The sequence below is a fragment of the Kitasatospora sp. NPDC091207 genome (assembly GCF_044768625.1).
In the GTDB taxonomy this organism is placed as follows: Bacteria; Actinomycetota; Actinomycetes; order Streptomycetales; family Streptomycetaceae; genus Kitasatospora.
This window is the reverse complement of sequence record NZ_JBIVVS010000018.1, coordinates 1-17,416: the sequence shown is the minus strand read 5'-3', so window position 1 is coordinate 17,416 and position 17,416 is coordinate 1. Positions and strand designations below refer to the sequence as shown.

9 protein-coding genes, 1 rRNA gene and 1 pseudogene are annotated in these 17,416 nt (G+C 75.9%); 6 read left to right on the top strand and 5 right to left on the bottom strand.

What is annotated here, in order from left to right:
- Window positions 1–60: 60 nt before the first annotated feature.
- From lhgO to ACIQTO_RS26025, 3 genes are all read right to left on the bottom strand, one after another.
- Entirely contained in the window at window positions 61–1,296 is a 1,236-nt protein-coding gene (gene lhgO / locus ACIQTO_RS26035; protein ID WP_402392504.1) for an L-2-hydroxyglutarate oxidase, read from the bottom strand.
- 74 nt (window positions 1,297–1,370) lie between these two features.
- Window positions 1,371–2,960, bottom strand: a complete 1,590-nt coding sequence (locus tag ACIQTO_RS26030; protein ID WP_402392502.1) for a TROVE domain-containing protein — start codon at window positions 2,958–2,960, stop codon at window positions 1,371–1,373.
- A 540-nt stretch (window positions 2,961–3,500) separates the two neighbouring features.
- Window positions 3,501–4,928 (bottom strand): MFS transporter, encoded by a 1,428-nt coding sequence (locus ACIQTO_RS26025; protein ID WP_402392499.1) that lies wholly within the window; start codon window positions 4,926–4,928, stop codon window positions 3,501–3,503.
- An 897-nt stretch (window positions 4,929–5,825) separates the two neighbouring features.
- Between ACIQTO_RS26025 and ACIQTO_RS26020 the strand changes: the two genes are divergently transcribed.
- From ACIQTO_RS26020 to ACIQTO_RS26010, 3 genes are all read left to right on the top strand, one after another.
- Window positions 5,826–8,039: an asparagine synthase-related protein gene (locus tag ACIQTO_RS26020; protein WP_402392497.1), complete on the top strand. Its 2,214-nt coding sequence runs from the start codon at window positions 5,826–5,828 to the stop codon at window positions 8,037–8,039.
- Window positions 8,040–8,171: 132 nt separating this feature from the next.
- The gene (locus ACIQTO_RS26015) at window positions 8,172–8,693 is read left to right on the top strand and encodes a universal stress protein (RefSeq protein WP_402392494.1); all 522 of its coding nucleotides are present in this window, start codon (window positions 8,172–8,174) and stop codon (window positions 8,691–8,693) included.
- Window positions 8,694–8,962: 269 nt separating this feature from the next.
- Window positions 8,963–9,667 carry a DsbA family oxidoreductase gene (locus ACIQTO_RS26010; protein WP_402392492.1) on the top strand — a complete coding sequence of 235 codons (705 nt, stop codon included), beginning with the start codon at window positions 8,963–8,965 and terminating at the stop codon, window positions 9,665–9,667.
- 63 nt (window positions 9,668–9,730) lie between these two features.
- Here ACIQTO_RS26010 and ACIQTO_RS26005 read toward each other — a convergent pair whose 3' ends face one another.
- Together ACIQTO_RS26005 and ACIQTO_RS26000 are read right to left on the bottom strand one after the other, a co-directional pair.
- Entirely contained in the window at window positions 9,731–11,992 is a 2,262-nt protein-coding gene (locus ACIQTO_RS26005) for a sigma-70 family RNA polymerase sigma factor (RefSeq protein WP_402392489.1), read from the bottom strand.
- A 334-nt stretch (window positions 11,993–12,326) separates the two neighbouring features.
- Window positions 12,327–13,247, bottom strand: coding sequence for a TetR/AcrR family transcriptional regulator (locus ACIQTO_RS26000; RefSeq protein ID WP_402392486.1), 921 nt, complete (start codon window positions 13,245–13,247; stop codon window positions 12,327–12,329).
- A gap of 619 nt (window positions 13,248–13,866) precedes the next feature.
- Between ACIQTO_RS26000 and ACIQTO_RS25995 the strand changes: the two genes are divergently transcribed.
- From ACIQTO_RS25995 to ACIQTO_RS25985, 3 genes and pseudogenes are all read left to right on the top strand, one after another.
- Window positions 13,867–15,198: an NAD(P)/FAD-dependent oxidoreductase gene (locus tag ACIQTO_RS25995; protein ID WP_402392483.1), complete on the top strand. Its 1,332-nt coding sequence runs from the start codon at window positions 13,867–13,869 to the stop codon at window positions 15,196–15,198.
- A gap of 172 nt (window positions 15,199–15,370) precedes the next feature.
- Window positions 15,371–16,744 (top strand): annotated as a pseudogene (locus tag ACIQTO_RS25990) (PP2C family protein-serine/threonine phosphatase); the annotation flags it as partial.
- A 597-nt stretch (window positions 16,745–17,341) separates the two neighbouring features.
- Window positions 17,342–17,416, top strand: a 16S ribosomal RNA gene (locus tag ACIQTO_RS25985); the annotation flags it as partial.

The following is a 17,416-nucleotide window of genomic DNA, read 5'->3' as shown; positions in this document are numbered from 1 at the left end:
GCCGGGTGCGGTCCCCAGGGGCTGTGACGCACCCGACGCGGGGTCCGGGCCCCCGCCGGATCAGCCGCCCGCTTCGAGGGCGGCCAGCGCCCGGCGGGCCACCTCGCGGCCGATCGGCAGCGAGGCGGTGGCGGCGGGGGAGGGGGCGTTCAGCACGTGCACCAGGCGGCGGGTGGAGCGCGGGCCGTCCGGGTCGAAGCCGGCGAAGGCGAAGTCGTCCAGCAGCGTGCCGTCCCGGGCCACCGCCTGGGCCCGCACCCCCGCGGCGGCCGGCACCAGGTCCTCGGCGGTGACGACCGGCAGCAGCCGCCGGACGGCCGTGGTGAACGCCCGCTTGGAGAGCGAGCGGCGCAGCTCGCCGAGTTCGTAGCGCCAGTGCCGGCGGGCGATCTGCCAGGTGCCGGGAAAGGCGAGCGTCCCGGCCAGGTCGCGCGGGCCGACGGTGCGCCAGTCGTAGCCCTCGCGGGCCAGCGCGGGCACCGCGTTGGGGCCGACGTGCACATCGCCGTGGATGCCCCGGGTCAGGTGCACGCCGAGGAAGGGGAAGGCCGGGTCGGGCACGGGGTAGACCAGGCCGCGCACCAGGTCCCGGCGTTCCTTGGCGAGTTCGTAGTACTCGCCGCGGAACGGCACGATCCGCACGCCGGGGTCGTCACCGGCCAGCCGGGCGATCCGGTCGCTGTGCAGGCCCGCGCAGTTCACCAGGACCTGGCCGCGCAGCTCGCCGGCGGAGGTCTGCACGGTCACGCCGTCGGCCCGGCGGGCGACCGCCCGCAGCTCGGTGCCGGTGCGCAGCTCCGCGCCCGCCTCGCGGGCCAGCCGGGCGTAGACGGCGGCCACGGCGGGGAAGTCGCAGATGCCGGTGGTGCCGATGTGCAGCCCGGCGATGCCGGTGACCCGCGGCTCGTACGCCGTGATGCCGGCCCGGTCCAGCTCGGCCACCGGGATGCCGTTCGCCCGGCCGCGTTCGGCGAGGGCCCGCAGCCGGGGCAGCTCGGCCGGGTCGGTGGCCACGATCAGCTTGCCGGTCACCTCGTGGGGGATGGCGTGGGTGCGGCAGAACTCCACCATCTCGGCGGCGCCCGCGACGGCGTACCGGGCCTTGAGCGATCCCGGGCGGTAGTAGACGCCGCTGTGGATGACCCCGCTGTTGCGGCCGGTCTGGTGGGCGGCGAAGCCGGGCTCCTTCTCCAGCAGCGCCAGCCGCAGCCCGGGGCGGGCCCGGGTCAGCGCGTACGCCGTGGAGAGCCCGACGATCCCGCCGCCCACCACCAGCACGTCGAAGTCGTACGCCACCGCTCGCTCCTCGTTCGGCCCGCCCCCGCCCGCCGCCGATGCTGCCACGGCGGGCGGTGCCGGTCGAGGGCGCGTCAGCGGCCCCGCGGCTCCATCCACGGCCAGGTCGCGTCCCGGCCCGATTCCAGCAGCGGGACCAGCCGGAACGCGGCGTCGCTCAGCCCGCCGAAGGTGTGCCGGTGCGCCGATCCGCTCGGGCCGTGGCCGGCGGTGTAGCCGGCCAGGTTCCAGGTGTAGACGGGCACCCGGTCCGGGACGGCGGCCAGGGCGTCGCCGTTCCATTGGCCGGGGCCGGTCTGCTCGTCGGTGACGACGACGACCCGGTCGTGGCCGCGGTAGTGGGTGCGGACGGCCTCCGCGGTGGCGGTGCCGCCGAGGTTGCCGAAGCGCTCCAGGACGCGCAGCACCGCCTCGCCCCGGCCCACCTCGACGACCCGGCTGGTGGAGCCGAACTCGACCAGGTCGGCGTCGGCGGCCCGGACCTTCAGGGCAGTCCCGAAGATCGCCGCCGAGTCGGCCCGGTTGAGCAGGGTCTGTGCGCTCGGGCGGTCGAACATCGAGCCCGAGCGGTCGACCAGGATCAGCGTCCGGCCGGGCAGCGAGGGCACGTTGGCGAGCGAGTGGGAGAGTGCGGTCTCCAGTGCGTGCCCCCAGCGCAGCGACGGCGCGTGCCGGTACGCGGCGAGGTAGCGGAACGGGAACTGGCGGGAGCGGAGCACCTCGCCCTTGTCGGCGATCCGCCGCGCGACCTCGGCCGCGACCTCGTCCGAGACGCCGGCCTGGTCGAAGTTGCGCAGATTGCGGGTCAGGGCCATCGGGCCCATGGACGGGATGACCGCCTCCCAGACGGCCGCGTCCAGCGGCCCCCGCAGCCAGCCGGCCAGTGCCTCCCAGGTCAGTCCCGCCGCGGCCAGTCGCTCGGCGCCGCCCTCGGCGGTGACCGCCGCGCGCCGCTGCTCGACGGGCAGCGCGAGCAGCTCGCGGTTGGCGGTGAGCACCCGGAGGGCGGCCGGCGGGACGGCCTCGTCCGGCCGGTGCCGGCGGTCCAGCGCGTAGCGGAACAGCTCGCCCTGCCACGGCTTGGCCGGGTCGGGCGAGGGGTGGGTCAGCTCCAGCACGTCGCCGAAGCGGTACCCCTTGGCGGCGGTGTCGTACTTGAGCAGCGAGCGCTCGTGGTAGAGCCGGCGGACGGCGTCCGCGACACCGCGCTTGAGCGGCTTCGGCAGCGCGCGGCCGTAGCGGGACGTCCAGTAGGCGAGCAGCTCGCCGGGCTCGTCCGCGCGCTGGAGGGCGGCGTCCACGGCCTGCCGGGAGAAGCCGGGCGCCCCCGTGTCCAGCCGGGCCCGGGTGAACTCGGCGGCGCCGACCAGTGCGGCCGTGCGCAGGTTCGCGCCGTACCGCAGCCAGCGGAGCAGGCCGAGGGTCCACTCCGGGTCGGTGACGGCGAGTTCGCGCACCAGCGCGGTGTAGCGGTCGTCGCGGGCCCCGCCGTTCTCGTGGAAGGTGTCCTGGCCCACGAGGTTGGCCACCGCCAGCAGGAAGAGTTCCGACCTGGCGTCGCGCAGGAATCCGGTGCCGCCGTTGTGGTTGGCGGTGCGCTGCCCGGTGGTGGTCACGGGCGAGTGCGGACCGGGCTTGGTGGTACGGGTGTTGAAACGCGACATGGTGAGATCCCCCTGCTGGCCGGTGGAACGCGCGGGAGGCATGGCGAAGGAAGGGGTGCCCGAGATCACGCCGGCCCGGCGGCCGGCCTCGGCGGAGGTGTATGCCTTGTGCTCTGTCCGATTGAGCTAGCGGCCGCGTACGGCACGCCCGGGATTCGAACCCGGAACCGCAAGATCCGAAGTAACCCCCGCCTGCGCACCGGGCACCCCGGCGCTCTGCCTCCCGAGATCGAGGTGGGCGGCGGTCGATGGAACTCAGCTTCAACGCGCCCCGCTGGGGGCACTCGACCGGAGTAACCGCTGCCGTCGCACCGGGAGGTGCGGAAAACCTATTCAGGAATGTGGTGTCCAGAGATCGAAGGCGGCTGAGGTGACGAAGCTGCTCTACCGACTGAGCTACACCGGCCCGAAGCCGGTGACGGGACTCGAACCCGCGACCCGCCCATTAACAGTGGAAGTAACCTCTGCCTGCGCACCTGGACGAGAGAGACCATAGCCAGGCCCCTCCCGCCGGTGCATCCGAATTACCGCGGGGATCCGCTACGCCGGGGCGACGATCACCGCGCGGGCCCGTTCCGTCAACTCCCTGACCCGGCGCTCACCCTGGAAGGGTTCGAGGCGGCGGAGCATCTCGACCACGTACTCGCGGCTGCGCTGCGAGGAGATCCGGCCGGCGACCTCGACGGCCCGCTCGCCGGCCGCGACCGCCGCGTCCAGGTTGCCCGCCTCGGCCTCGGCCATCGCGGAGACCACCAGCCGCAGCCCGTGCGAGCGGACGAACCCTTCGGTGGGCCGGGCCAGCGCCTCCCGGGTGAACTGGCGGACCTTGGAGGGCACTCCGAGGTCACGGAAGCACTCGGCGGCGTCGGCGGCGAGGCGGTCGTAGGCGTAGAAGTCGATCCACGCCGGATCGGGATCCCCGGCGCGTGCCCGCTCCAGCGCGCTTTCCGCGGCGCCGAGCGCCGTCGCACACGCCGCGGCGTTGCGGGCCTTGGCCTGGGCCCGGGCCTCGACCAGGTGGAAGAAGCTCATGGTGCGGGCCGTGGCCAGCCCGCGGTTGCGTTCCAGCGCGGCCTGGGCGAGGTCGACCGCCTCCTCGGCGAAGCCCCGGTAGCCGGCCTGCAGGCTCATCGAGGCCAGCACGTAGCCGCCGAGCGGCACGTCGGCGCCGGCCCGGGCGAGCCGCAGCGCCTGGATGTAGTACCGCTGGGCGGCCTCGTGCTGGCCGGTGTCGAAGGCCATCCACCCGGCCAGCCGGGTGAGTTCGGCCGTCGCGCCGAACAGCGCCCGGCCCACCGCGTCGCTGTAGGAGGCCAGCAGCAGCGGCGCCGCCTCCACCCGCAGGCACTCCGGCACCATCGAGGAACGCCAGTCCCCGCCACCGTACTTGGAGTCCCAGCGGCGGGCCTCCTGGGCGGCCTCGCGGAGCTTGGCGGCGTCCGAGTGGCCGACCCGGTACGAGCCCGTCTCGGCGGGGGTGCGCGGCGCCTCGCGGGCCACCGAGCCGTCCGCCGGGTTGATCAGCCAACGGGAGACCGGCGTCGCGTACGCCGCGACCGAGAAGGTGCCGGCCAGGCTGTCGCTCCAGCGGCCGCCGCCGGGGCCGCGGCGCAGATCGAGGTCGACCCGCCACAGGTCGGTGGCCGAGCGGACCGCCTCGGAGACCTCGCGCGGGAAGGCCAGGCCCAGTTCGGGCGCCGGGTCGGTGTCGCCGAGGCCGATCTCCTCCAGGGGCACCGGTCGGCCGAGCTTGCCGCCGATCGCGGTGGCGATCAGGTGCGGCACCGGGCCCTGCGGGACCATGCCCTTGCTGACCCAGCGGGCTACCGAGGTCTTGTCGTAGCGCAGCGTCAACCCCCTTTGGGCGCCGAGGTCGTTGACCCGGCGGGCCAGGCCGGCGTTGCTGATCTGGGCGAGGGTCAGGAGCGTGCCGAGCCGTTCGTTCGGTCCGCGTGGGCTGACGGTCATGGTGGCGGCGGCACCTCCTGCGGCCTTGTGCGCGGGGCCCGGGCGGCACCGGGCCGTAGCTGCTGTACCTAGAGTAGTCGGACGCGTTCCGAGGGTTAAGAGGCCGCATTCCGGATGGCGGGATCGCGCGCCCGGCGGCGGGTGGTGAGCGGTCCGGCGGAGGCCGGGCCGACCGTTCGGACATGGCCGGGGGCGATCGGGCCGGCCGCGCGCCGGAGCCTCGTGCTCCGGTCCCGTGTCGATGTGCGCCCGGCCGTGCCCCCTGGCCCGACCGGCTGGTCGGCGATTCGCTGGTGGTCGTGGGTCGGCCCGCCGTCGAGGACCCGGCGGGCCGGGGGATGCCGCCGTCTCAATCCCCGCGGACGGCGGCGAAGTCCGGGAGGGCATGCGGATGCCCTCCCGGGCCGGACGACGCCTTTCGGCCATGTCGCGATGGCCATGACAAGGGCGGCGCGAGGGCGGTCCGGGCCGGGGAGGGGGAGGCCCGGCACGCCCGGTCGGACCGTGACCGTCCGGTGGTCCCGGGCGTCGGCGCGCGGCGTGCCGTCGCGGGCGGGACATCCGGTCGGGCCGCGCGGGCGCGGCGCCGAGGCACGGCACCCAGGACGCGCCACCGACGGCCGGTTCGCGGTCGGACCCCGCCGGGAGGGCGGCGCCCGGGCCGTGGCGCGCCCGCCCGTCGCGCCCGCCGGGCCGGGGCGGTTCCGCCGCGCCCGCCGCCGGGTCGGCGAATCGGAAACGACAACTCCGGTCACGGGACGCGCGAGCGGTGGCACGATGTCTCCTGACGGCGCGCCCGGTCACGGCGGCCGGCCGCCGCGGCGCGCCACGGGCCGGCCGGAGCTGCCCGGCGCAGGACGCGCCGCACGGTGCAGGTCCTCGTCCGGTGGAGGCACGATGCGGTGGCTGACGGGCTGGAGCACGGGTGCGCCCCGAGCGGGCGCCCCGGCGCACGAGGCGCCCGGCGCGGTGGCACCGATCGCCGCGCGCCCCCTCTGGACCGGGCCCAGCCCGCTCTGGGCGGTCGGCGACTGGCGCCCCGAGGAGATCCGGCTGGTCACCCTGCGCCCCGGCGCCCCCGCCGTGGTCACCACCGGCCCCGCCGCACCCGACCCGGTCGAGGACACCCCCGCGACCACCCGGCTCGCCGTCCTCGGCCACTGCGGCGCCTCCGACGCCGAGCTCGCCGCCGGCCTCGCCGCCGCCCGCGGTGGTGCCGTCCGCCACCTCACCACCTGGCCCGGCAGCTACACCGTCGTCCTGCGCACCGGGACCCGTTCGACCGCGCTGCTCACCGACCTGGCCGGCGCCCAGCCCGTCTTCCACACCCCCTGGGGCGACGGCACCGCGTACGCCACCGCCGCGCTCCCGCTCGCCGACCTGGTCGGCGCGCCCCTGGACACCGGCCACCTCGCCGCCCGGCTCGCCTGCCCGGAGTCGCCGGAGGCGCTCGGCACCGGCACCCCGTACCTGGGCGTGCAGCGGGTGCCGCCCGGCCACACGCTGGCCATCCGCGGCGGCCGCCCCTATCTCGCGACCTACGACGAGCCCGGCGGCGAGGCACGGTCGCGCGGCGAGGCCCCGGCCGTCCGCGAACTCACCCGCGCGCTGCTGGAGTCCGTCCGCTCCCGGGTCCGCACCCCGGGCTCCGGGTCCGCCGACGCGGGCCGGCCCCGGCTGGGTGTCGACCTCTCGTACGGGACGGCCTCGGCCACCGTCGCGCTGCTCGCCGCCGCCGTCCCGCCGGCACCCGTCTCCGCCCCCGTCACCGTCGCCGCGCCCGCGGCCGCCGGCGGGGAACCGGTCGCGGCGCGGGCCGGCGGCACCGGGGCCCGTCCGGCGCCCGGATCCGGCGGGCCGGCCAGGAACGGTGCGGTCAAGGGCTCCTGGGTCCGGGTGGCCGGGTCCGGCCGACCCGCCCCCGAGCAGCTGGCCGCCGTCACCCTCGGCGAGACCGAGGGCCCGGCCACCCCGGCGCTCGCCCCCCACACCCCCCGGCTGCGGCACACCGTGCTGGCCCCCGGCCCCGACACCCTCCCCTACGCCGACCTGCGGGCCGACCCGCAGGCCGGCCGCCTCACCGACGAGCCCGGTCCCGAACTGATCGCCGCCGTCCGGGCCGAGGCCCGCTTCGACGCCGGCGGCACCGACCACCTCACCGGCTACGGGGCCCGCCAGGTCCTCGACGGGCACCCGGCCCGGCTGGCCGACCTCGTCCGGGCCGGCCGGCCGCGCGAACTGCTGCCCCCGGTCGCCGCCCTGGCCGGCGCCGACCGGGCGACGGCGGGCGTCCTGGCGGGTGCGCTGCGCACTCCGCTCACCGTGGTCCGCGCGGCGCACCGGCTCTCCCGGATCCGGTACGCCGACGCGCTCGACGACGCCGCCGTACGGCTGACGCTCCGGCAGGTCCCGGACGGGGGCGGCACGGCGGGTGCCCGCTCGGCGGACGACCTGGCCTGGTGCGTGCCCGGACCGGCGGCCCGCTGGCTCTCCGACGACGCGCTCTCCGCGGTCGCGCTGCGGCTGCGCCTGGCAGCGCGCGAGCCGGCGCCCACCGAGCCACCGGGCGTGCGCCGGGCCCGGTACGCCCTGCACCGGCACGCACGCGGGTTCCGCACCCTGGTGCACGCTGCCGAGCAGCCCGGCCAGCGGCTGCACGCGCCGTTCCTGGACAACCAGGTGGTCCGCGCGGCCAGGCTGCTGCCCGACGACATCCGGCTGCAGCCCGGTGCCCGGCACGCCCTGCTGCACGCCGTCCTCACCGGCGCCGGCCGGACCGACCTGCCGTCCGACTGGGGCCGCGGCCCCCGCCCCGACCGCACCGCCCCCGCCCGGGCGGGCCTGCGGCTCGCCGCCGACGGCATCGCCGAACTCTTCGACGCCCCGCTGCTCGCCGAGGCGGGGCTGATCGACCTCCCCGCCGTCCGGGCCGGCCTCGCCCGCTCCGCCGATCCGGCGGCCCCGCTCGCGCCGGGCACCCTGGCGGGCCTCGCCGAGCTGGTCTCCGTCGAACTCTGGCTCCGCCGGGTCCGCGCCCGCCGCCACGGCGCCTGCTGGACCGGTCTGCCGCTCGCCCGTCGGACCGCGCTCCCCGCCGCCCGCTTCGCCTGACCGCGACGGACGGCGGGCGGGCGCGGGCACCGACGGGTCCGACCCCCTCGTCCGGCTCGGCGCGGCTCGACGGTCTGGTCCCCCGGGCGGGTGATCATGACGCCATCCCGTCCCGTCCCCGTGGAGGCCGTGGTGACCAGCGCCAGCCCGGATCCGTCCGTCCCCGTCGTGCTCTCGGTGCTCGGCCGGCCGCCGACGGGCCGCCCGCCCGGGGTGCTGGCCGCGTGCGACGGTTCGGACGGCTCGCTCTGGGCGCTGGACCGGGCGATGACCGAGGCCGAGCGGTTCGAGCTGCCGCTGTATGTGCTCGCGGTGGTCAACCCGGCCCCGGCCGGGTACCCGCCGGGGATGGCCGAGCTGGTGCAGGAGAGCGTCGAGACCCTGGTCGAGAGCATGGCGGACGGCCTGCGCCGAGCGGTGGCCGCGGTGCAGCGGGCCCGGATCCGCCCGTACCGGGGGGAGCTGTCGTTGCACGTGGTGCTCGGCAATGTGATCGAGGTGCTGCTCGCGGCCTCGGCCCGGCAGCACACGCTGGTGCTCGGCACCCGGGGCAACGGGGGTTTCGGCCGGCTGCTGCTCGGCTCGGTCGGCTCGGCCGCCGTCCATCACGCGGCCTGCCCGGTCCTGATCGTGCCCGCGCCCCCGGATCGCTGACCGCGGGCCCGGACCTCCGGCCGCTGATGATCGCCGACTGCCCGACTGCCCGACTGCCCGACTGCCGACTGCCGACCGCGGGCCCGGACCGGCCCGCCGGGCCAGGGCGCTCGCGCACAGCCTCACGCCGGGCCGGTGCGCCGCGCGCCGGAGCGCGCCACCCCAGGACCGGCGGGTGCCGTGTCACGAGGCGCCGGGAATGTCCCGAGATGGTTCACCGTTCACCTATCTCGGAACCCCATCCTCCCCACCCCTGGAGAACCCCCGCCATGAAGGTCGAGATCTACTCCGACATCGCCTGCCCCTGGTGCTACATCGGCAAGCGCCGCTTCGAGCAGGCGCTGGACGGCTTCGCGGGCAAGGAGAACGTCGAGGTGGTCTACCGGCCGTACCAGCTGGTGCCGGACGCCCCCGCCACCGCGAGCCCGCACCGCGCCTGGCTGGCCGAGCGCTACGGCCCGCAGTCCGTCGAGATGGACGCCCGGGTGGCCGACCTGGGCCGCGCCGAGGGCATCAGCTACGACTTCGACGCCGCGCTGCACGCCAACACCTTCCTCGGCCACCGACTGCTCCACCTCGCCGAGACCGAGTACGGCGCGGCGGCGCAGGGCCGGCTGAAGGAGGCGCTGCTCAAGGCCCACTTCAGCGACGGGGTGGACGTCGGCGACCGGGCCGCGCTGACCGAGGTGGCCGCGGCCGCCGGCCTGGACCGCGACCGGGTGGCGGCCTACCTCGCGGGCGACGAGGGTGTCGCCGAGGTCGGCGCGCAACTGGCCGAGGCCCGCGAGCTGGGGATCACGGCCGTGCCGACCTTCGTCTTCGAGGGCAAGTGGGCCGTCCAGGGCGGCCAGGAGGCCGAGACCTTCCGCAAGGTGCTGGAGCAGGTCGCCGAGGAGATCGGCGAGCGCCGGCCCGCGCCGGTGCCGGTCGTCCCGGCCGGCGAGGCCTGCGCGGACGGCTCCTGCGCGGTCTGACCCGAAGGCGCCCGCGCCCGCCGGCCGGCAGGACCGGGCGGCCTAACCCCCCAGAAGCCCGCTTCAGGTACACCTGAAGCGGGCTTCGGCCCAGTCGGCCACGTTCAGCGCCGACCAGATGCCGTGCGCCGGGGTGACCATCAGCCGGACCGACTTCTGCCCGGCCAAGGACACGTGCACCCGCACCGCGTCGTCGCCGGCCGCCAGGGTGGGTGACCGCCACAGGGTGCGGCCGTCGCCGCCCTGCACCGAGAAGACCACGCCGCCGGCCGAGGCGGTGAGGTCGTCCACCCCGGCCACCGCGTCGAAGGACGTGCAGCTGCGGTTGAGGTCGATCAGCGTGGTCGCGGGCGCGTGCACGGTGATGCCGTGCGCCCGGCGGGTGCCGTCGATCGAGACGCTGTCGCGCTGCCAGAACCAGTCGCTGCCCTGCTGCCGGATGCTCGGGCCGGGCGGCGGCACCCGGTTGTTGCCGGGCTTCAGTACGGGCAGGTCGTCGGCCCAGAAGTCGGTCGGGGCGGGCGGCGTGACGGTCGGGGTCGGCACCGGCGGGGCCGTCGGGGTGGGCAGGACCGGCACCTCGGGCGTCGGCACCGCGGGCGCCGTCGGGGTCGGCACCACGGGCACCACGGGCACCGGTGGCCCCGCGGGCCTGGTCGGCCGCGGCGAGGAGGCGGACGGCGTCGGCGCGGGCGGCGCCGGGGAGGACGCGGGCGGGCTGCTCGGCGCGGGCGGCGGCACGGCCTTGGGCGTCGGGCGCGGGGTGACGGACGGCGACGGGGAGGGGGACGGCGCGGCCGAGTGGCTCGGCACGGGCTGCTCCACCGGGACCGGATCGGGGGTGCTCGGCGCCGCGTCCGGTACGGGTGCCACCGGCGGCGGCGCGGGCACGGCGGGGGAGGAGGCCGGCGGAGCGGCCAGCGGGGGCTTCGGCTCGGGCGAGCCGGTCAGCGCGTAGGCGGCGACGGCGGCCGCGGCCACCGCGACGGCGGCGGCGATCCCGGCCTTGGCCGCCAGGCCCAGGCCCTCGCCCGCCGCCGCGCCGGCACCACCGCTCCCGCCCGCCGCGCCGCCCGCGGAGCCCGCCGCCGCACCCGTCGTCCCGGTGGCCGCGCCCCCCGAGACGGCGGCCGCTGTTCCGGCCGCCGCACCACCGACCGCCGCCACGCCGCCCACGGCGGCAGCGGCGGCACTGAAGCCGCCCACCCCGATCCAGACCAGCACGCCGCCGGGCAGCAGCGCCCGCAGACCGTGATTGATCTCGGAGAGTTCCAGGCAGGCGGCCGTGCACCGGTCGCACTCCTGCAGGTGCCGGCCGACCTCCGCGGACGCCCGCTTGCGCAGCGACCCGCGCGCGTAGGCGCCGAGCCGGGTGGCGTACGCCTCGCAGGCCCGGTCCTGGCTGCCCGAGACGTGTGCCTGGAGGAAGGCCGCGGCCAGCCGGTCGCGGGCCCGGTGCGCCTGGACGGCGGTGGCGTTGGCCGTCTTGCCGAGCATCACCGCGACGGTCTTGGGGGACTCCCGCTCGACCTCGGTGTGCCAGAGCACCATCCGGTCGTCCTCGGGCAGTTCGGCGTAGGCCTGCATCACCATGCGCTGGTCCGCCATCGCCATCGCCCAGGCGTCGGCCCCCGGGTCGGCCAGGTCGAGATCGACGGTGGCGGCCGAGGTCTGCGCGAACGTGCTGAAGTCGTCGACGAGTTGCTCGCGCCGCTCGCTGCGGGTCCAGGCGGCGGCGACGTTGCGGACGGCCGTCAGCAGATAGGCGCGGACGGCGAACTCCGGTCCCTTGCCCGCCTTCAGGGCCTGCAGGGTGCGGGCGAACACCTCGCCGGCCAGGTCCTCGGCGGTGAAGCTGTCCCGGCAGCAGGTCCGCGCGTAGCGGCGTACCGAGTCGGCGTGCCGGCGGTAGATCTCCTCGTACGCGCTGTCGTCGCCGGCCCGGACCCGGGCGGTCAACTCGGCGTCGGAGGCCGGGCGCTCGCCGTCCACCGGGTCGGCGGGGGCCGGTACGGTCGGCCGGGCGGGCGCGCGGCCGCCGACGAAGGCCTCGGGGGCCACCCCGCCCCGGCCGGCCGGGGCCTGGCCGGGAACGCGGGTGGGCGGGAGCGCGTCGGAGGCGGAGAGGGTTTCGCGGCTGGGCATCCCGGCCTGGTCAGGTACCTGTCCCGAGGCACTCGGCAGCGCGCCGGGCAGCTGGTTGGGCAGGTGCTCCGGCGTGCCGGGGGACCCGTCCGGGCCACCCGTCCCGCCGTTCGGTCCGCCCGCGCCGGAGCGGCCGAAGTCGAGGCCGTAGCCGTAGTCGTTCTGTTCCTCGGCGCTCACAACGGACCCCAGATTCCACGACAGCCCCCGTAGTGCGGCGGAGCGCACGGGAGTGCGTGAGCGCACGGTTCCCCGTTGTACGGCGCCGAGGGCGCGCGAACGGCGCGCATCGGGACATTGACTCCAACCACGGGCAAAGGATGGCATAGCGCAGAGTTGGGCGGTAGCCGGACCGCCGCGACCCACTCTTCCGAGGGGCCGTCGCGGATGTGTTCGGCCCGGCCCGGTGAACCGGTGCGGCGGCGGCCGCGCCGGGCGCGTGGCCCGGCCGCGCGCGCCGGGCCGATCCCAACTCCCGGGCCGGCGCGGGACGGCAGTCGCCCGCACGGGGTGATCAGCGTGCCCGGAGACCGTCCAACAGGATCCGCAGCAACCGGTCGGCCGGTCCTTCGACAGGTTGACCGTCCGTCTGCTGACCACCTGCCGCCGGGAACGAACCGCCGAACGCGGCGGACACCGGCGCCGTGTACGGGTCGGCCCCCGGCGCCGTGCGCGCCGCGTGCACCGGCACCGAGGCGGTCAGCACCAGCACCACGTCCGCGACCGTCACCCCCGGCCGCAGCTCCCCGGCCGCACCCGCGCGGGCCACCAGGGCGGCGAGCAGCTGCAGCAGCAACCGCGGGTCCGCGTCGCCGGCGGGTTCACCGGCGCCGTCCGGCAGCGGCCCGCCGTGGCGCGGCTCGAACCGACCGCCGAGGAGGGCACCCGCCCCGGCCGGATCGATCGAGCGCTGCTCGGGCACCCGGCCCAGCTCCTCCGCGTACCGGAACGCCTCCGGCGGCAGCAGCCGCCCGGCACCCGTGCTCACCGCCCGGGCCAGATACCCGGCCAGCGACTCCCAGGCACCGCCGCCGCTGTACAGCGACTCGCGCGCCTGTGTCGTCAGCCAGGCCACCTCCTCGGCGGCGATCCGCTGGACCAGCACCTCCTTGCTCGGGAAGCGGCGGTACACCGTGCCCACCCCGACCCCGGCCCGGCGCGCGACCTCCTCCATCGGCGCGCCGTAGCCGAACTCGCCGAACACCTCGCGGGCCGCACGCAGCACGCTCTCCAGGTTCCGCCGGGCGTCCACCCGCAGCCGGGCGCCGGACACCGGCCCGGTGCCGCCCGGCGGCGGCTCGGCCGGGTAGGGGATCGCCGCGTACGCCACCCCGGCCTGCGGTGGCAGGTCCGCGGGGCCGCGTTGCTCCGGCACCACACCCTGGCCGATGCGCGGTACCGCCGCCCGGCCCAACAGTCGCTCCTGCTCCATCATCCCAACTCTCCCCCGCAGGTGCCCGATCCCGGACCCTGCCGTCGCCCGCCCCTGCACCCCCCGGTGCAGCTCCGTCTGTCAGAAATGACCCGATGACCCATCGCTCGTTGCCGGTTGTGTCGTTCGCCGCGCCCGGGTGGCGCCCGGCCGCACGCGCACGGCCACGCGGACTCCGCCACGGGCCGGTGCCACCGGGCCGGGGTCGCGCATCCGGCCCGGAGCGTCGGCACCGTACGGGGCCTCGTCCGGGAACTACCCTTCCCCGGAACACGGTCCCGCAGTCGGGTTCTCGAGCCAACACTGGAACAGGCCGTGATGGCCGCTCCACGGTGCGTCGCCGCCAGTTGTCATGGCGATGGCCGCCCCGATGCACAATCCGACCATAGTTCACGGCCGTTCGAAGCCGAAAGTGCGTCAGAAACTCACCCCGGCAGCACATCTGGCACCACGGGGCAACTCCCGGCCCAACCGACCCGGTACGGACTGTGGACAAGAGGCCCCCCGACGGTCCTTCATTGAGGGCGTGGTGGGGGGTACCCCCGGCCGAGGGCCGGGGGAAGGTCGCATCGGCAGGAGGTTCGCCATCAGAATTCTGATCGTCGGCGGCGGCTGCGCCGGGATGTCCGCGGCGCTGCACCTCCAGCGCGGTCTGCGCGAGCGGCTGCGCCGGGGCGAGGTGGAGATCACCGTGGTCGAACCGCAGTCCTACCTGACGTACCACCCGCTGCTCGCGGAGGTCGCGGCCGGCTCGATCGACCCCCGCCACGTGGTCGTCCCGCTGCGTCGGACACTGCCGGAGTGCCGGGTGCTCACCGCCCGGATCACCCGGATCGAGCACGCCACCCGCCGCGCCTGGGCCGACGCCGCCGCCCCCGGAGAACCGCCCGCGCCGGTCGAGCTCGACTACGACGTGCTGGTGGTGGCCCCCGGCTCGGTGTCCCGGACGGCGCCCGTCCCGGGGCTGGCCGAGCACGGCCTCGGCTTCTCCACCGTCGGCGAGGCGGTGGGCCTGCGCAACCACGTCCTGGAGCAGCTCGACCTCGCCTCCGCCACCCGCGACCCGGCCCTGCGCCAGGCCGCGCTCACCTTCGTCTTCGTCGGGGCGGGCTACGCCGGGGTCGGCGCGCTCGCCGAACTGGAGGACATGGCCCGGACCGCGGTCCGCGGCTACCACAACATCAGCCCCGAGGACCTGCGCTGGGTGCTGGTCGAGGCCACCGACCGGATCCTCGCCGAGGAGTCGCCCGAGCTGGCCGCGCACACCCTGGCCCAGCTGCGCGACCGCAGTGTGGACGTCCGGCTGCGCACCAGGCTGGAGTCGGCGGCCGGCCGGGTCATGGTGCTCTCCGACGGCAGCCGGTTCGCCGCCCGGACCCTGGTCTGGACGGCGGGGGTGCGCCCGTCCCCGCTGCTGCGCGACACCGACCTGCCGCTGGACACCACCGGCCGGATCCGCTGTCTGGCCACCCTCCAGGCGGTCGGACCCGACGGGCGGGCGCTGCCCGGGGTCTGGGCCGCCGGGGACTGCGCGGCCGTCCCCGACCCGCACGCGGACGGGGCGCCCTGCGTCCCCAACGCCCAGCACGCCTTCGCCCAGGCCGAGCTGCTCGCCGCCAACGTCCTCGTCGCGTTGGAGGGCGGCCCCCGTGCCGAGGGCATCGTGGAGTACCGGCCGGACCGCCCCGCCTGTTCGACCTCGCTGGGCCTGGGCCGCGCCGTCGCCCACACGAGCCGCGGCGGGCGGCTCACCGGCCGGCGCGCCTGGTGGCTGCACCGGGCCCGGCACCTGCGCCGGCTGCCGAGCGCCGACCGGCGGGTGCGGGTGCTGATGGACTGGGTGCTGGGCGGCCTGTTCTCCCGGGAGGTGGTCTCGCTCGGGACGCTGGAGCACCCCCGTTCGGAGTTCGAGGCGGGGTTCGGGACCGGGGTCACGGACGACCGGCCGACCTGACGGTGCCGCCGGCAGTCCCGCTGTGACCGACAAGACGGCCGCGCCTGGCGCGCGCGACTTCCGGAATCGGGCCTCCGCCTGACAGGATCGGCCCGACCGAGTCATTACCCGGTGTGCCAGTCCGCACACAAAAAGTGATGATATGCCTGGAAAACGAGGAAGCGGCCGTCGTTTGAACCTCATGCGCTGGAGCGCCCGGCTCACCGGAGCCCCTTGGCGGACCGCCCCACCGACCGGGAGCGGCACCGACCAGGGCGCGCCGTCCGGCGACGGCGTCGTGGTCCCCAGCCCCCGCGACCCCACCAGCCTCGTCAGCCCGACCGAGGTGCTCGACCCGCAGCGGCCCCAGGACCTGCGCGAGGTGCTGAACCGCATCCCCGCCCCGGTCGCCGTCACCTACGGACCGCTGCACCAGCTCGGCTACGCCAACCGCGCCTACCGCGAACTCTTCGGTGACCGCCCCATCGGCCTGCCCGCCTGCGAGGCGCTCCCCGAGCTCGGCACCATGGGCGTCCTGCCCCTGATGGACCAGGTCATCCGCGGCGGCAGCCCGCGCAGCGTCAAGGCCCGCTGCATCCTGGGGCTCACCGGCAACCGGTACTACAACGTCTCCTGCGTCCCGCTCAGCCGCCACGAGAGCCGGGCCGAGAATCTGGCCGAGAGCCGGGTCGAAGGGCGCCGCGAGAGCCGGGGAGAGGTCAGGGGCGAGCCGGGGGAGACCGAGGGGTCGCGGGACACGCTGCCCGCCGGCGTCCTCATCTTCGCCGCCGAGGTCACCGACCAGGTGCTCGCCGCCACCCGCCTGCGTGAGGCCGAACGCCGCCAGCGCGAGGCCGCCGTCACCCTCCAGCGGAGCCTGCTCCCCCAGAAGCTCGACCAGCCCGCCGACCTCCGGGTGGCCGCCACCTACCAGCCCGGCGGCGCCGAGGCCGCGGTCGGCGGCGACTGGTACGACGTCATCGCCGTCGACGGCGGCCGCACCGCGCTGGTCATCGGCGACGTCATGGGCCGCGGTCTGCGCGCCGCCGCCGTGATGGGCCAGCTCCGCACCGCCGTCCGGGCCTACGCCCGGCTCGACCTGCCGCCGCACGAGGTGATGCGCCTCCTCGACGGCCTCGCGATGGAGATCGACGCCAACCAGATCGCCACCTGCACCTACGCCGTCTGGGATCCCCGGCGCCACGCCCTCACCTACGCCTCCGCCGGCCACCTGCCGATGCTGCTGCGCTGCCCCGACGGCACCGTGCTGCGCAGCGAGGAACAGAACGGACCACCCCTGGGTACGGGTGGCGGCGTCCACCTCTCCCACACCCTGCGGCTGCTCCCCGGCACCACCGGTGTCCTCTATACGGATGGCCTGGTCGAGCGGCGGGACGAGGACATCGACCAGGGCCTCGACCTGCTCGCCCGCACCCTGGCCGGAGCCGTCGGCGCTCCCGAGGTGATCTGCGCCCGCCTGGTCAGGGCGATGGGTGTCACCTCGGACCACGACGACGACGTCGCCGTCCTGACCTTCCAGCTGCCGGCCGACGAGGGCTTGCCCGCCCTCCCGGACCCGGGGCCGGCACTTGACTCGGATCCCTGACAGGTCTAGTGTTCTTCGAGCTGCCTGGCTGGGAGCACCGGACACGTATCTGCGCGGACGGTCCCGGGGCGGCCAATCCTTGAAACACCACTTTCCGGTTCGGATCGGGCTGTGCTTTGTCCTTTTGACGGCACGGCTCGGGTCTTATTCGGCATGTCTGTTTATAGGGGTTGCGGCCGGATTCGCCTTTCGGGGCGGGGATCGGCTAGAGTTTGAAACGTCGGACGAGGCGTCAAGCCGCAGAAGACATCAGCGAGTTGGGTGAACGAAGCGCCGGAAACGGTGCGGAAAGCATCTGGTAAGCTGGGAACACGAAAGAACGAAGCGCCCGGAGGGCCCGCTGGAAGGCGGTCCGAAGGAAGTGTCCGTTCCTTGAGAACTCAACAGCGTGCCAAAAGTCAACGCCAGATATGTTGACATCCCCGGCCTCGGTCATTTGATCGGGGTTGGAGATTCCTTTATGTAGTAAACACTAGCGAGGACGCAGTGCGCGGGGCCGCCCTATTCCGGTGGTTGCCGTGCCGCTCGACGCGAGTGGCGCCCGATTACGGGCAGACATTCACGGAGAGTTTGATCCTGGCTCAGGACGAACGCTGGCGGCGTGCTTAACACATGCAAGTCGAACGGTGAAGC

What these genes read in the sequence shown, in the direction of transcription:
- ACIQTO_RS26000 (WP_402392486.1), bottom strand. Translation starts at nt 13,247, where the DNA reads ATGATGGAGCAGGAGCGACTGTTGGGCCGGGCGGCGGTACCGCGCATC.
- ACIQTO_RS26025 (WP_402392499.1), bottom strand. Translation starts at nt 4,928, where the DNA reads ATGACCGTCAGCCCACGCGGACCGAACGAACGGCTCGGCACGCTCCTG.
- ACIQTO_RS26020 (WP_402392497.1), top strand. Translation starts at nt 5,826, where the DNA reads ATGCGGTGGCTGACGGGCTGGAGCACGGGTGCGCCCCGAGCGGGCGCC.
- ACIQTO_RS26030 (WP_402392502.1), bottom strand. Translation starts at nt 2,960, where the DNA reads ATGTCGCGTTTCAACACCCGTACCACCAAGCCCGGTCCGCACTCGCCC.
- ACIQTO_RS26010 (WP_402392492.1), top strand. Translation starts at nt 8,963, where the DNA reads ATGAAGGTCGAGATCTACTCCGACATCGCCTGCCCCTGGTGCTACATC.
- ACIQTO_RS25995 (WP_402392483.1), top strand. Translation starts at nt 13,867, where the DNA reads ATGTCCGCGGCGCTGCACCTCCAGCGCGGTCTGCGCGAGCGGCTGCGC.